Origin of the sequence: Pseudidiomarina marina (assembly GCF_044807045.1) — a bacterium.
Taxonomy (GTDB): domain Bacteria; phylum Pseudomonadota; class Gammaproteobacteria; order Enterobacterales; family Alteromonadaceae; genus Pseudidiomarina; species Pseudidiomarina marina.
Genome location: NZ_CP085233.1, coordinates 1,468,548 through 1,482,034, shown reverse-complemented (window position 1 = coordinate 1,482,034; position 13,487 = coordinate 1,468,548). Strand labels below are relative to the sequence as shown.

Below are 13,487 nucleotides of genomic sequence, written 5' to 3'. Positions count from 1 at the left end.
TTTACAACGCTGGTAGCGACCTTAACAATAGGCCTGCTTGGTCTAGTCATGAACGCGATTGTCGAGCCGCAAAGCCTGTTTGAACGGATGCTATCCAATAACTCATCGCTCATCTGTATCGCGATTGGCATTGCTATCGCCGGCCTATTATTTAAACGTTATCAATTACAGTGGCTGGGTGCAGGTATTATCATTGTTGCCGCTCTCCACAGCTTATTGGTCAACACGAGCTTGCATGACATCTTCTACATGTCGTGGTTAAGCGAGTACGAAGCCGCCCTCTACTTGCCTATGATTCTTTTATTCATCGTACTTGGTGTCATGCTGGCGATGAACCCGAAGCATCCGATACAACGCATCTGGATGCGCGTATCTTCGGCTGTGGTAACTGTTTCAGCGGTGATCATGCTTGCTCTGCATGTCAATCCGAACGGTTTTATGCTTCTCGGCCCGCATCCAGATATTACGAGTGTGGCTGCCGTGTTACTTTTGTTTTTGGGGGTTGGCTACAGTTTGCTTTCAAGGCAAGAAAGGTTTGCTTCTGCTTTACCTGGAAAGCAAGCCATGGCTATTGGCTTTATGACCGTATTCCTAACTAGCGTGGCTTGGTATTTTATGGGATACGCTAGCCTCAAGGAAATTCAACAACAAGCCGAGCGTGAAGTGGTCAGGCTGGCAAGTGCTCGCAGTACCATGGCCATGGTGAATGTGCAATTGATGAGCCGAATGACAGAGCGTTGGGAGCAAGCGGCCAGTAAAAATTTCGAGTTTGATCGACGCGCCGATGTCCAAGCCTATCTTCGAGATATCCCTCATTTGCTGAGTTTATCCGCACTCGATACCAATATGAGAACGTTATGGACGGAAGATCGTCCCGACAGCCGCATGCCGAGTCTTGAAGTGCTCGCGATGCCCGAAGTGCAAAATTGGTTGGTGCAGCACCACATTAAAACAAACTTTATGATTCCTGAGTTGCAATTCATGCAATCAGAAGCACCGGCGGTTGCGCTCATGATTTTGCCAATCGCCGATGTGGTTGACGACATGCGCTATTTGTTAGCTGTATTCGATCTGAATCAAATGATGAATCCGGCTACTCGCCTTACGAATGATAGTATCAAGGTCTATACTCGGCTTTCAGAGCAAGCAGAGCGTAGCTTTGAAGATAATAAACCGACCCATGAAAATGAATTGGCGCTCGCATCAACGATTCTTCCATTACCGCACGGACCGGAGCTAGAACTTCACGCAACGCTCTATGAGTTTAAAGAGCTTTCTTACGCCGCCAATATGCGAACCGCAATTGTTAGCCTTGGTTTATTGTTCAGTCTCGCGTTTGTTCTGATGTTTGAACAAAATCGTGCATTACGCCACCACAGTCACAAAATCACACTCACTCAAAAACATTTACGCAAGCAACGCCAAGAGCTGTCAGTAAACGAGCAACGCTATCGCAGTTTGTTTAGTCAGCACCCAGATCCGGTATTTTCACTTGATTGCGAAGGTAAGTTCACTCATGTAAACGATGCTTTTTGTGAACAAGTTGAGGTGACTCGTGAACAATTACTTGATATGCACTTTAGGGCGTTTTTAGACGACCATGAATATGCTCGCATTCTGCCAATCTTTAACGAGATTATTCAAACGGGACAAAGTCATCGTTATGAAGCAGAAGTAATTACCTATGTTACTAAAACGAGAAAGATTTTTGACATTACGAATCTGCCAATCATTATTGGTGGCGATGTTTTAGGTACGTTCGGTATCGGTAGAGATATCACACAAATTAAAGAGCAAGAGCAACAACTCAATTATCAGGCGCGCCATGATAACCTGACGGGCTTGTTCAATCGTGCTGCATTTGAAAGTGAGTTAACGCACCTTGTAAGGCAACAGCAAAGTTCGCCTTCGGAACAACTACTCGCTGTTCTGTTTATTGATTTAGACGGCTTTAAACCTGTCAATGATAGTCTTGGTTTACAAGTTGGCGATGAAATTTTGCAGCACGTCGCCGCGCGTCTGCAACACCACATTAAACAACCAGATATTCTTGCGCGTTTCAGTGGTGACGAATTCGTACTTGCCACGAACCGTTGCGAGTCAATTCCGCAGCTTGAAGCCTTGGTTGCTGAAGTCATGGATTTTATCGATGAACCCTATACGATTGGCAAGCAGAAAATATATTTAACCGCCAGTATCGGCGTGACCGTATACAAACCAAGTGACAAAGATGCATTGAGTCTAATCCAACAAGCAGATGTCGCCATGGCTCAGGCGAAACAACAAGGTCGCAATCATTGGCAATTTTATAGTCAACAGCGCAAATCCATGTCTGCGTCCGACATTATTTTACGTAGCCAGTTGCAACAGGCTATCGATAGTGAATCATTGCAACTCTACTACCAGCCTATTATTGACTTTAGTTCAGGCAAGATAGTCTCGGTCGAGGCGCTGATGCGCTGGTTTCTTGATGATGGAACCGCCATTTCACCGCTTGAATTTATTCCCTTAGCAGAGTCGACAGGGCAAATTATTCCGGCGGGAGCTTGGGCTTTGAAACAAGCCTGTCAGGATATGCAAAAGCTACATGCTGCCGGAATCCAACGTGTTGCCGTGAACTTGTCGGCACTGCAGTTCCACCGAGCGAATTTCTTCGAACAAATCGAGACAGTTCTTAAAGAGACACAAACATCTCCTGAAATGTTGGAGCTCGAGCTCACTGAGAGCATCTTGATGGAAAACACTAATAATGCCATCAGTGTACTCGAGCGTCTGCGAGAACGCGGTATTCGTGTCGCAATTGACGACTTTGGTACTGGATTTTCTGGCTTGAGTTATCTGAAAACTTTACCGGTAAGCAAGTTAAAGATTGATCGGGCGTTCATTAAGGAGCTCGAGCAATCATTAAGCGACCAAGTGATTACGCAAGGCATAATTAAGATGGCCAAACAGGTTGGCCTAGAAGTCATTGCTGAAGGCGTTGAAACAAAAGAACAGATTGCTTTATTAAAACAATTCGGCTGTGGCTATGGGCAAGGTTTTTATTTTGCTCGCCCAATGCCACTTGCCGATTTATTAATATTTCTCCAAAACCAAGACCTGACTTAATCAATTATTTCAGGTCATCATCATGCTGCTCAAGATCCCACGGTAAGCTACCCGGTGAAATATGCATAAACTGTAAGTAATTCTCGAACTGGTTAATCACATCGTTAATGATGTCATTTGGCTCATAGCCATACAGATCATAAGCTTGTCCACCTTGGCGTAAGAACACCTCAGCACGATAATATTCAGTATCTCGTTTATCGCGCTTGTCGGTTATCGCAAACTGCGGACGTTGATAAGCGCGCATGCGCACTTCATAACTGAAATCAACTTCATCTTGTCGACGAATGGTAAGTATTGCACGAACATGATCAGCGTCGAATGCGGTTTCCGTTTCCCAGTCTTTGGTGCCAAGTTCTTTCGCTACATCGCCAAGGCATTCCATAACCGTATGCTCAACAAACTCGCGCACTTCTGTCTGACGGGGGAAATCAACAACCCCAGCTAGGCGTTTTTTCCAATACGAAGGGCCTGCGTGCACGCCACGACGATGGGTTCGCATAGCGGTTTTTAAGCTCGCATATTGATGCCCTTCTATTACCAGCGCCCGCCACATACCAAACGCAGCAATTAAAATAATGACCGCAAACGGTAACGCACTAGTAATGGAAGCGGTTTGCAATGCGCCAAGTCCACCAGCTAGCAATAGCACCCCCGCCACCACGCCTTCGGCACTGGCCCAAAACACGCGTTGCCATACCGGCGTGTCGGCAATACCGCCCGACGCAAGTGAATCAATAACCAGTGAGCCTGAGTCTGATGAAGTGACGAAAAACGTGACAATCAAGACCACCGTGGCAAAAGATAGAATATTCGTCCACGGTAACCGTTCATAGAGCTTAAACAAGGCAATTGCCTCATCATTTTGAACTTCGGTTATTAGCGCTGTGTAGCCTTCATTCATAATCATGTTTAGCGCGGTATCACCAAACACGCTAAACCAGAAGAACGTAAACATGGTTGGGACAAACATGACACCGAATACAAATTGACGAATCGTGCGACCGCGGCTAATTTTCGCGATAAAGAGGCCGACGAATGGTGCCCAAGCAATAGTCCAACCGAAAATAAACAAGGTCCAATTACCAATCCAGTCACTACGCGAATAAGCCTGAAGGTTAAAGGTACGCTCTACAATATTGTTTAAATACGAGCCAGTATTCTGTAGATAGGTTTCTAAAATATGAACCGTTGGGCCGGCAAAAAATACAAACAATAAGATAAACAGCACAAGCGTCATATTCACGTACGATAACCGTTTGATACCTTTATCTAAGCCAGCAACCACCGACATAATCGCAAACACCGTAATCACCGCAATCGCAATCAGTTGGACCGTCGTATTCACAGGAATCTCGGGCCACAAGTAGTTGAGCCCCGCATTAATTTGAATCACCGATAAACCAAGCGTAGTCGCGATGCCGAACATGGTGCCAAGAATCGCAAAGGTATCAACAGCGTGCCCCATTGGACCATGAATCTTTTCACCAATCATTGGGTAGAGCGTTGAACGCATCGACAGTGGAAGGCCATGACGGAAAGAAAAATAAGCAAGTACCAATCCCACCAGACCATAGATTGCCCAAATATGAAAGCCCCAGTGAAAGTAAGCAATCTGCATGGCTTGCTTCGCCGAATCGACGGTTTGCGCCGCACCTACTGGCGGGCTCGCATAGTGCAGTACTGGCTCGGCTACACCGAAGAAAAGTAAGGCAATACCGTAGCCGGCCGAAAACAGCATGGCGAACCACGCGGGGAAACTGTATTCCGGCTCTGCATGGTCCGGGCCCAATTTAATACGTCCCCATTTGGAGATAGCGACAACCACAATAAAAACCAAAAATATGGCAACAGCCAACATGTAGAACCAACCGAAATCCTTGGTTATCCATGCTAATACATCACTGAACAATTCACCGGCAAGTTCGGGACTACTCAATGTACCGATGACTAACAACGCAATCACTGCAACGGCTGGTATAAAAACCGGCACTAAAATTGCGGAGTTCCATTTCGCTTTTGTGTTCGACATGCGTACTCACTCCCTTTGATTTTTGTTATTTAACCCTATGCGCTAAGAGGAAAAATTTCAAATCTGCGGCAACTCTGATAGCCTATTTCGAAACTTCCTGGAGCACTACAGACTATGTTTCACCGAATTGCTGGCCCAATTGCTGCGGTTTTATCTTACTTGTTGGCTCATTTCCTATTTGGCATGCCTACCGCCGCGGCATGGACGTTAGCAACCACGGTTTGGGTTGCTTGGTGGTGGATAACTGAAACCATTTCGCTTCCAGCCACGTCACTGCTACCCTTTGTACTGTTACCACTTGGCGGTATTGCAAGTGTTAACGAGGTCTCTGCGGCACTTGGTAACCCGATTATTCTGCTCTTCATGGCAGCGTTCATGTTGGCCAAAGCTGTCGAATTAAGCGGTGTACACAAACGAATCGCTTTGAGTTTAGTTCGTAAACTCGGCAACAGTAGCGCCCGCCGCATGATATTTGCCTTTATGATAGCTACTGCTTTTTTGTCGATGTGGATCTCAAATACGGCCGCAGTACTTGCATTATTACCTGTTGCGTTGGCACTGGCTGACGCGAGCCCCGATCACAAATTTCAACGCGCACTGCTTCTCGGACTCGCTTATTCAGCGTCAGTAGGTGGTATCGCGACATTGATTGGTACCCCACCAAATTTAATTTTTGCCTCGGTTTACGAGAGTTATACCGGCACCAGTTTTGGCTTTATGCGATGGATGCAAATTGGACTACCGCTTGTCATCATTGGTATTCCAGTTATGGCCTGGTGGTTAACGCGAGGATTAACCTCAGAGGCTCATCTCGAAATCGCCGAAAGTGGCCCAATTCGTAGTGCGGAAAAACGTGTGTTGCTTATTTTTGGCATGGTTATCCTGCTATGGATGACGCGCACGGCGCCATTCGGCGGCTGGTCCGAGGCGCTCGGCTTAGGCACCATGGGCGATGCAACCGTTGCGTTCATGGGCGTTTTAGCGCTGTTTATTTGGCACGATAAAGACGGTGTTTCATTGTTAGAGTGGCGCGATGCGGTGTCGATTCCTTGGGGTATTCTATTACTTTTCGCCGGAGGTATTGCACTCGCACAGGGCTTTGTCAGTAGTGGATTAAGCCAAATTATTGGCGATGGTTTGGTGGGTCTGGCAGGCCTCCCGACCTGGCTTTTAGTATTCCTGTTAGCCATTTCCGTTAGTTTTCTTACCGAGGTCACGTCAAATACGGCCACCGCAACGCTGCTTATGCCGGTGTTAGCAGCTGCTGCAGGCGCGCTGAACTTACCTCCAGAGTTGCTTATGATTCCAGCGGCTATTGCTTGTAGCTGCGCGTTTTGTTTACCGGTAGCCACACCTCCGAACTCGATTGTATTTGCGTCGGAACGGCTGACAATCAAGATGATGGTACGTGAAGGTATGGTGTTAAATGTGATTATGGCGGCATTGACTGCCGCCATTGTAATGTTATTTGTGTAGCTATTACTCGTTGAAATTAAAAGTGGATAACGCCCATATAGTCAGCGATATTGACGTCATATGATGTGGTTTGTTTGAGAAAATCTGACATCGCTTCTAATGAGTCTGGTTCGCCATGAACTAAGTACACCTGTAGATCAGGTGGCAATGGCGAGCTATGCAGCCAATCGCCTATTTCTTGATAGTCAGCGTGGCCAGATAAGCCATCAAGGCTGCGGATCCGAGCTTTAACCGGGAGCCACTCACCATGCACTTTAATGCGTTCGACACCCTGTTCCATCTTGGCGCCGCGCGTTCCCCCCGCTTGATGGCCAGAAAACAGAACAGTCGCGCGATGATCACCCAACCAATGTTTAAAGTGGTGTAAGATGCGCCCGCCCGTAGCCATACCACTACCAGCAATAATGATATGTGGCCCATGTTGCTTCGCAATCGCCTTTGAATCTTCAACATGCGGGGTATAAATTACTTGTTGTTCGGCAGCTTGACATTGCTCAGCCGTTAAACGATGAAACTGATGATAATCACCATAAATATCGGAGGCTTTTATCGCCATCGGACTATCTAAGAAAATCGGCATTCGCGGTATTTTTCGCTCAGCCATTAAGCTAACTAGCATATGCTGAAGTAATTGGGCGCGCCCTACTGCAAAACTTGGGATAAGTAATACGCCGCCGCTTGCCGCCGTTTCATTCACTACCTCTGCAAGTTGCTCCCACGGGTCGTCTGCCTCATGACGACGGTCACCATAGGTTGACTCAACCAACAGTATGTCCACCGACGGCATTGGCTCCGGCGGTTTCATCAAGATATCGTTAGGGCGACCGATATCACCACTAAACCCGATTCGTTTACCTTTATGCTCGGCAACAATACTTGCAGCGCCGAGAATATGCCCCATCGGATATAACGAAAACTCAATATCGCCAACTGCAAACTGTTGCTTAAAATCAATTGGATGAAGCAACTTTAAAGCGGCCTCTGCAGTGGCTTCATCATACAAGGGTTCAGGGTTTTCGTGGCGACTTAACTTATGGCGACCGTAGAACTTCGCATCCTCTTCTTGAATTTTTCCGCTATCCGGCCACAACAAACCACATAATCTAGCCGTCGCATGGTGGGTAAAAACAGGACCTCGATAACCATGTTTGTAGAGTACAGGAATAAACCCTGAATGATCGAGGTGTGCATGCGTTAGTACAATTGCATCAACATCTTGAATGCCCATTGGCAAAGGCTGCCAATTGCGTCGACGCAGCCACTTGTAGCCCTGATACATACCGCAATCTACCAACACGCGTGTTGTATCTGTTTCAAGTAAGTACTTCGAACCAGTAACCGTTTCACAACCGCCTAGAAAGGTTAAATGCATAGACGACTCCTTGTTTGCTGGCTATTTTGCTATCGCCAATTAAAGCAACCAGTCAATTGGTAATAATGCCAGCGTTTTCATGCCTAATCGACGCCACCACGATACGCCAGGTTCAAAATGATAGCGAGTTATTCGTGGACCTAACCGCTCTTCCCAGTAGAGTTTACCTTGTTTATCAAGATCAACACGATACGCATAATTAGGTACGGTATCGCGAAACGCTTGATCAATTTTTTGCGCGAGTGCGGCGCTATGAATAATAAATCCAAGTTCGGTGTTGAGCGCTATCGATCGCGGATCAAAGTTAAAAGAACCTAAAAAAACTCGCTCTTTATCAACACTGAAGGTTTTTGCGTGCAGGCTAGATGCTGAGGTACCGAATCGCTCTTTACCTTTCAGACGCTGACGCCGCAATTTACGCTCTTGTTTACGCGCAAGTGGCGATACCTTTTGCACTTCATAGAGTTTAATGCCCGCCGTAATTAACGCTTTGCGCCATTTGGCATACCCTGCGTGAACAACAGCGACATCGGTTGCCTCTAACGAATTAGTTAAGATGGTGATATCGACACCGCTAGCCGCTAGTTCACACAATTGTGCGACACCGGTCTTTGTTGGCACAAAGTAAGGCGAAACCAACTTCACACAGTGTTGCGGATTGCCGATTGCTTGCTGAAGTTGGTAAGCCAGCAAGTGTTGCTGCTGTGCTAAACCTAACGTCTTAGTTGGACTATCCGACATCAACCGAACGTCAGCCCAGACAAAGTCTAACGTTTGGGTCAAAAAATCTTGCACAAACGGTAATTCACGAATGGCTTCTATGTATTGCCGTGCGCTAGGGTCGGCTTCAATCACGCTCGCGCGTTGCTCCAATTTCGTCAAACTTTGTGGCTTCGTTAACGTGAACAATTGACTGAGTGGAACCGCTGAGGCGCTATTCCAATATTTCTCAAATTCTTGTTGGGCCTGCTTTACTACCGGACCAATCATCAGCGCATCGAGATCGGCAAAAATCATATCATCGTGCGCACCAAAATATTCATCACCAATATTACGACCACCACTAATCAAAACCTGTTGATCAGCAATAAAGGCTTTGTTGTGCATGCGGCGATTAACCCGAGCAAAATCAAAGAAATAATTAAGAAATCGCGGGCGACGAAGTTTCAGCGGATTATAAAGACGAATTTGAATATTTGGATGGCTTTGTAAGCCAATCAACACCGCATCTAAGCCAGCAGTGTTGTGGTCATCCAGCAGCAATCGCACGTTTACACCACGTTCAGCCGCTTCATGTAGGGCCTCAAACAGTAACGTACCAGTGCGATCGTTACGCCAAATATAATATTGAATATCTAGGGTATATTGCGCGTGGCGAGCTAACACAACCCGTGCTGCAAATGCTTCACGAGCATTAATTAGCGGCACCACACCACTTTGCTTTGGGTGTTCAGCTAGTAACGGCTGTATAGCGGTTGCAAATCGGCCTTCAGGCGCCTCGGTCATGGTTTACTAGTAGCATCCTTGTTATCGTCTTTAACCGTCGTCGAATCGTCCGGTAATGCTGAAGATTCCTCGTCGGGGCTCAACGCCCCTACACATAAGCGACAATCGCCGGTGTCACTGACCGAACTCTCAACATAGCGCAATTTATGTCGAGAACGCCCACGGTTAGCGGAAATTTGAAACACGCGCTCGCGCTCATGTTCCGCTTGCTTATCATCGGATTTGTCTACCTTATCACTCATGCTTCGCCTCCAATGCAGTGGCGCGTTCGGCGCGTTGCGCCTCATCGTGAGTTAATTGCCAGCCATGCAACTGCTTATCGATAATATCAGCGAGCGCATCAATATGAGCTGGCTGTGCATTCAAAGCTGGAATATAAGCGTAGTCGATACCGCCGGCTTCCATGAAATACTCGCGATTTTCCTCGCCAATTTCTTCAATTGTTTCTAAACAATCGGCACTAAACCCAGGGCAAACAACCTGAACACGCTTAATTCCCTGCTCTGGTAATGCTTTTAAAGTAGCATCAGTATACGGTTGTAGCCACTCTTCACGACCAAATCGTGATTGAAACGTGGTCATATATTCGTGTTTTTCAAGACCTAATTGCTCGGCGATTAAGCGCGAGGTCTTATGGCATTCACAGTGATAAGGATCGCCATCATGCAAATATCTAAGCGGCACACCGTGATAACTTAGAATGAGCTTCTCTGGCTTACCATGCGTCTCCCAAAATTTTCGAATACTATCGACTACTGCAGCAATATATTTGGGCTCATCGTGATAATGCCCAACAAAGCGAAAATCAGGAAGCCATCGACGCTTGTTGAAATCTTGACTGATAGCATCAAAGGTTGAACCGGTAGTTGCGGCCGAGTACTGCGGGTAAAGCGGCAATACCACCAGCTTACGAACACCAGCGTCAAACAATTTTTGTAGGCCTGAGGCAATGGATGGATTGCCATAACGCATCGCATACTCAACCACCACATCATCGCCATATCGCTCAGCTAACTTCGCTTGCAACGCCTGCTGCTGATCTTGCGTATGAAATAGAAGTGGCGAACCTCGCTCTGTCCAAACCGTTTTGTATGCAGCCGCAGAACGACGTGGGCGAATTCGTAAAATAATACCGTTTAAAATTAACCACCACAGTAAACGCGGTACTTCGACCACTCGGGGATCTGAGAGAAATTCGCGTAGGTAACGGCGTAGCGCTGGCGTCGTGGGTTCATCCGGCGTACCAAGATTGGTAACGAGTACGCCAATTCTATCGGTTTGTGCATGACTAAACTTAGGACTACCTTGAAAACGCATGCTTACTACTCCTTTATGTCCACATTTAGGTCCACAATTGAACTTTTTGACGAATTTCGCCCGACTCTATCCACTCACGCAATTGATCGGCCATACGATGGCCGTGCTCAACCGCTTGTTGCCAATACTTAAAGCGATCTTCAACACTTAGTTTGGCGAAATCGGTGCGATCCGGAATCTTGCCATATGGTAATGACGCAATAAATTCGGGTGACGGTGACATAAGGATCACATTCGGCCACTGTTTCCCGCGCGTGCGTCGCCATTTCAGGCTTTTATCAAACCAGCCTGGTACTACTTGATGGTAAAAATGCGGATACAGCACCAACCCATTCACCGCACTAAAATCGAGATCAAAGTGATAATCGGTGATGCCTCCATCGCGGTACATTCCAGGCGGCGCACCCGCGATATCCATCACCCCTTCCAGAACCATCGGAATCGAGCCGGTAGCCAATAGCGCTTGTTTAAAATTTTCCTGACTAAGAGGCACCGTATAAGTCGGAATATCTTGCCAACCTTTAGCAAATTCAACGGTGGACTGCGGATGGTGCATAATTACCCGATCATAAAAACGCCCCAAATGCCGACGACTCATGGCATTGGCAGCCGCAGACCCAAGTAATCCAGCAATTTGCCGACGTCCGTTGGTACCAGTTAAACCACGACACCGAGTGACAATCCAATGATGTCTATATTTATCTTGCTGCAACAAGTCATTCACTGCGGCATCAGGAACATATTCATGCAACAATTTGATGGCTTCATCGGTAATTTCGCGCACATCAGGTTTCGCACTATAAGTTTGTTGGCGATACAACCGGCAGAATAAATCGCTTGCGGCCACCGGATCAGCTTGCCCTAAACTTGCAAAACGCCAAGCCCCAGCGGAAGTTCCCAGCATATCGAGCGGTTGCGTGCGCTGGCTGAAAAAGTCACCGAATAAATAACGATCAATGCCCTGCAAAACAAACCACTTAGGACCACCAGAAGCGCCTAACAATAAGCCAATATCATCTGCGTTTAAGCCGTTATCTTGAATATGTAACCAAGCGTCGCGCCCTGCCTTAATGGTCAACCAATCGGTGGTCATGTTCTCTGTATTCCTTGCTCGTACAACGTGTTATATGGTCTGAGTATATCGAAAAAGCGCACGTTAAACAGCTATTGTCGCCTCGATTGTGGCAATCTGATATGCTTGCCGCACTTACCGAATTTCCTTTGTTAAAATTGACCTAAACGAATTCAAGAGAGTAAAAATGAAAGTCATTTCATTCAACATTAATGGTATTCGCGCGCGCTTACATCAGCTTGAAGCGCTCATTCAGAAGCATCAACCCGATGTGATTGGATTGCAAGAAACCAAGGTTCACGACGAACAGTTTCCGCTCGCAGATGTTGAGGCGATGGGCTACCACGTGATTTTTCACGGTCAAAAAGGCCATTATGGTGTGGCGCTGTTAAGTAAAAAGCCGTTAGAAAATCCAACGTTTGGTTTTCCAAACGATGGTGAGGAAGCCCAACGTCGAATGATTATGGGTGACTATATTACTGATAGTGGCGAGCGCGTGCGCGTATTAAACGGTTATTTTCCGCAAGGTGAAAGTCGTGACCACCCGCTAAAATTCCCAGCTAAAGAAAAGTTCTATGCTGACTTGATGAATTACCTGAATAATGAGCTCGACAGCGAACAGTCGGTTGTTGTTATGGGTGATATGAATATTTCGCACCAGGATTGTGACATCGGTATTGGTGACGACAACGCAAAACGTTGGTTGCGTACCGGCAAATGTAGCTTCCTTCCAGAAGAGCGCGTGTGGCTGAATACGCTGCTAGATTGGGGATTAATTGACACCTATCGTCAGCAACACCCAGAAGTAACCGATCAATATAGCTGGTTCGATTATCGTTCACGGGGCTTTGACGACAACCGAGGACTACGAATCGATCTCATTTTGGCAACAAAAAAGCTAGCAGCGGTTTGTAATGATAGCGGCATTGACTACGAACTACGCGGCATCGAGAAACCGTCTGATCATGCGCCAATTTGGAGTTCGTTCTCTATTTAAGTAATCTTGCCGCCAGGTTAATGCTCGTCTGGCGGCAGTTCTTGTAGTGCTTTTTTTAATATTTTTGCTAAATCCATATAGGTCGGCTGCGCCTGCGGTTGCACCTTCAGTTTTTTCGCCAAGTCACCATACCAATGCTTCAAGCGCGGATCTAACTTCGTATTTGCGCGGCGTCCAAGCCAAAACCAGCCCTGAAACGGCAACGATAGCAGGAATAACGACGTGACCAACGCCTGCGGCACCAGCATGTGTCCCTGCCACTGCCATTGCACCGCAAGATTAATCACCGCCAGAGCCGGCATCCACCGAGCTGCAAATTGCACCGCAGGCACCACTCGGCTCTCGGTCATTGCAGCGACAACGGCGTGCCGAGGCCAAATGCTGGCGTAATGCTGGCCATCTTTCATTAATTTAAATAAGTTCATAAGTGCGTTATTCGTCCGCTTCGCTATTCGTTATTCGTCCGCTTCGCTGTTCGAAGCTTCTTTTCTAATATCTAATATCCAATAGCTAATATCCAGCTTCTTTTCTTCGAACAGCGAAGCGGACGAACAGCGCAGCGATCGAATAACGAATAACGGTTTTTCTAGCCAACTGTACGGAAATC

The 13,487-nt window shown here is 46.9% G+C and carries 10 protein-coding genes; 3 read left to right on the top strand and 7 right to left on the bottom strand.

All coding sequences use genetic code 11. The features are described 5' to 3' along the window. Positions 1 to 48: 48 nt before the first annotated feature. Entirely contained in the window at positions 49 to 3,108 is a 3,060-nt protein-coding gene (locus LG272_RS06975) for a putative bifunctional diguanylate cyclase/phosphodiesterase (protein ID WP_404407534.1), read from the top strand. 4 nt (positions 3,109 to 3,112) lie between these two features. On the opposite strand, the gene LG272_RS06970 is transcribed toward LG272_RS06975, so the two are convergent. Next, complete coding sequence (locus LG272_RS06970; protein ID WP_126758625.1) at positions 3,113 to 5,140, bottom strand: BCCT family transporter; 2,028 nt, start codon at positions 5,138 to 5,140, stop codon at positions 3,113 to 3,115. A 114-nt stretch (positions 5,141 to 5,254) separates the two neighbouring features. Between LG272_RS06970 and LG272_RS06965 the strand changes: the two genes are divergently transcribed. Continuing rightward, the gene (locus tag LG272_RS06965) at positions 5,255 to 6,616 is read left to right on the top strand and encodes an SLC13 family permease (protein WP_404407532.1); all 1,362 of its coding nucleotides are present in this window, start codon (positions 5,255 to 5,257) and stop codon (positions 6,614 to 6,616) included. Between the two features lie 16 nt (positions 6,617 to 6,632). Here the strand turns inward: LG272_RS06965 and LG272_RS06960 are convergent, their stop codons facing one another. From LG272_RS06960 to LG272_RS06940, 5 genes are read right to left on the bottom strand one after another with little or no spacing between them, the layout of a single operon-like run. Continuing rightward, positions 6,633 to 7,988 (bottom strand): MBL fold metallo-hydrolase RNA specificity domain-containing protein, encoded by a 1,356-nt coding sequence (locus tag LG272_RS06960; RefSeq protein WP_126758623.1) that lies wholly within the window; start codon positions 7,986 to 7,988, stop codon positions 6,633 to 6,635. A gap of 39 nt (positions 7,989 to 8,027) precedes the next feature. Next, on the bottom strand, positions 8,028 to 9,494 hold the full coding sequence (locus tag LG272_RS06955) for a phospholipase D family protein (protein WP_126758622.1): 1,467 nt from the start codon (positions 9,492 to 9,494) through the stop codon (positions 8,028 to 8,030). Continuing rightward, complete coding sequence (locus tag LG272_RS06950) at positions 9,491 to 9,736, bottom strand: hypothetical protein (protein ID WP_126758621.1); 246 nt, start codon at positions 9,734 to 9,736, stop codon at positions 9,491 to 9,493. The genes LG272_RS06955 and LG272_RS06950 overlap by 4 nt, the downstream gene beginning before the upstream one ends. Further along, complete coding sequence (gene hemH / locus LG272_RS06945) at positions 9,729 to 10,811, bottom strand: ferrochelatase (RefSeq protein WP_126758620.1); 1,083 nt, start codon at positions 10,809 to 10,811, stop codon at positions 9,729 to 9,731. Before hemH ends, LG272_RS06950 begins: the two co-directional genes overlap by 8 nt. Before the next feature lie 25 nt (positions 10,812 to 10,836). Next, on the bottom strand, positions 10,837 to 11,904 hold the full coding sequence (locus tag LG272_RS06940; protein ID WP_404407529.1) for an alpha/beta hydrolase: 1,068 nt from the start codon (positions 11,902 to 11,904) through the stop codon (positions 10,837 to 10,839). A gap of 166 nt (positions 11,905 to 12,070) precedes the next feature. Here LG272_RS06940 and xthA point away from each other — a divergent pair, with 166 nt between their 5' ends. After that, complete coding sequence (gene xthA, locus LG272_RS06935; protein WP_126758618.1) at positions 12,071 to 12,880, top strand: exodeoxyribonuclease III; 810 nt, start codon at positions 12,071 to 12,073, stop codon at positions 12,878 to 12,880. Positions 12,881 to 12,897: 17 nt separating this feature from the next. Here xthA and yfbV read toward each other — a convergent pair whose 3' ends face one another. Continuing rightward, complete coding sequence (gene yfbV, locus LG272_RS06930; protein WP_404407527.1) at positions 12,898 to 13,305, bottom strand: terminus macrodomain insulation protein YfbV; 408 nt, start codon at positions 13,303 to 13,305, stop codon at positions 12,898 to 12,900. Positions 13,306 to 13,487 lie beyond the last annotated feature (182 nt).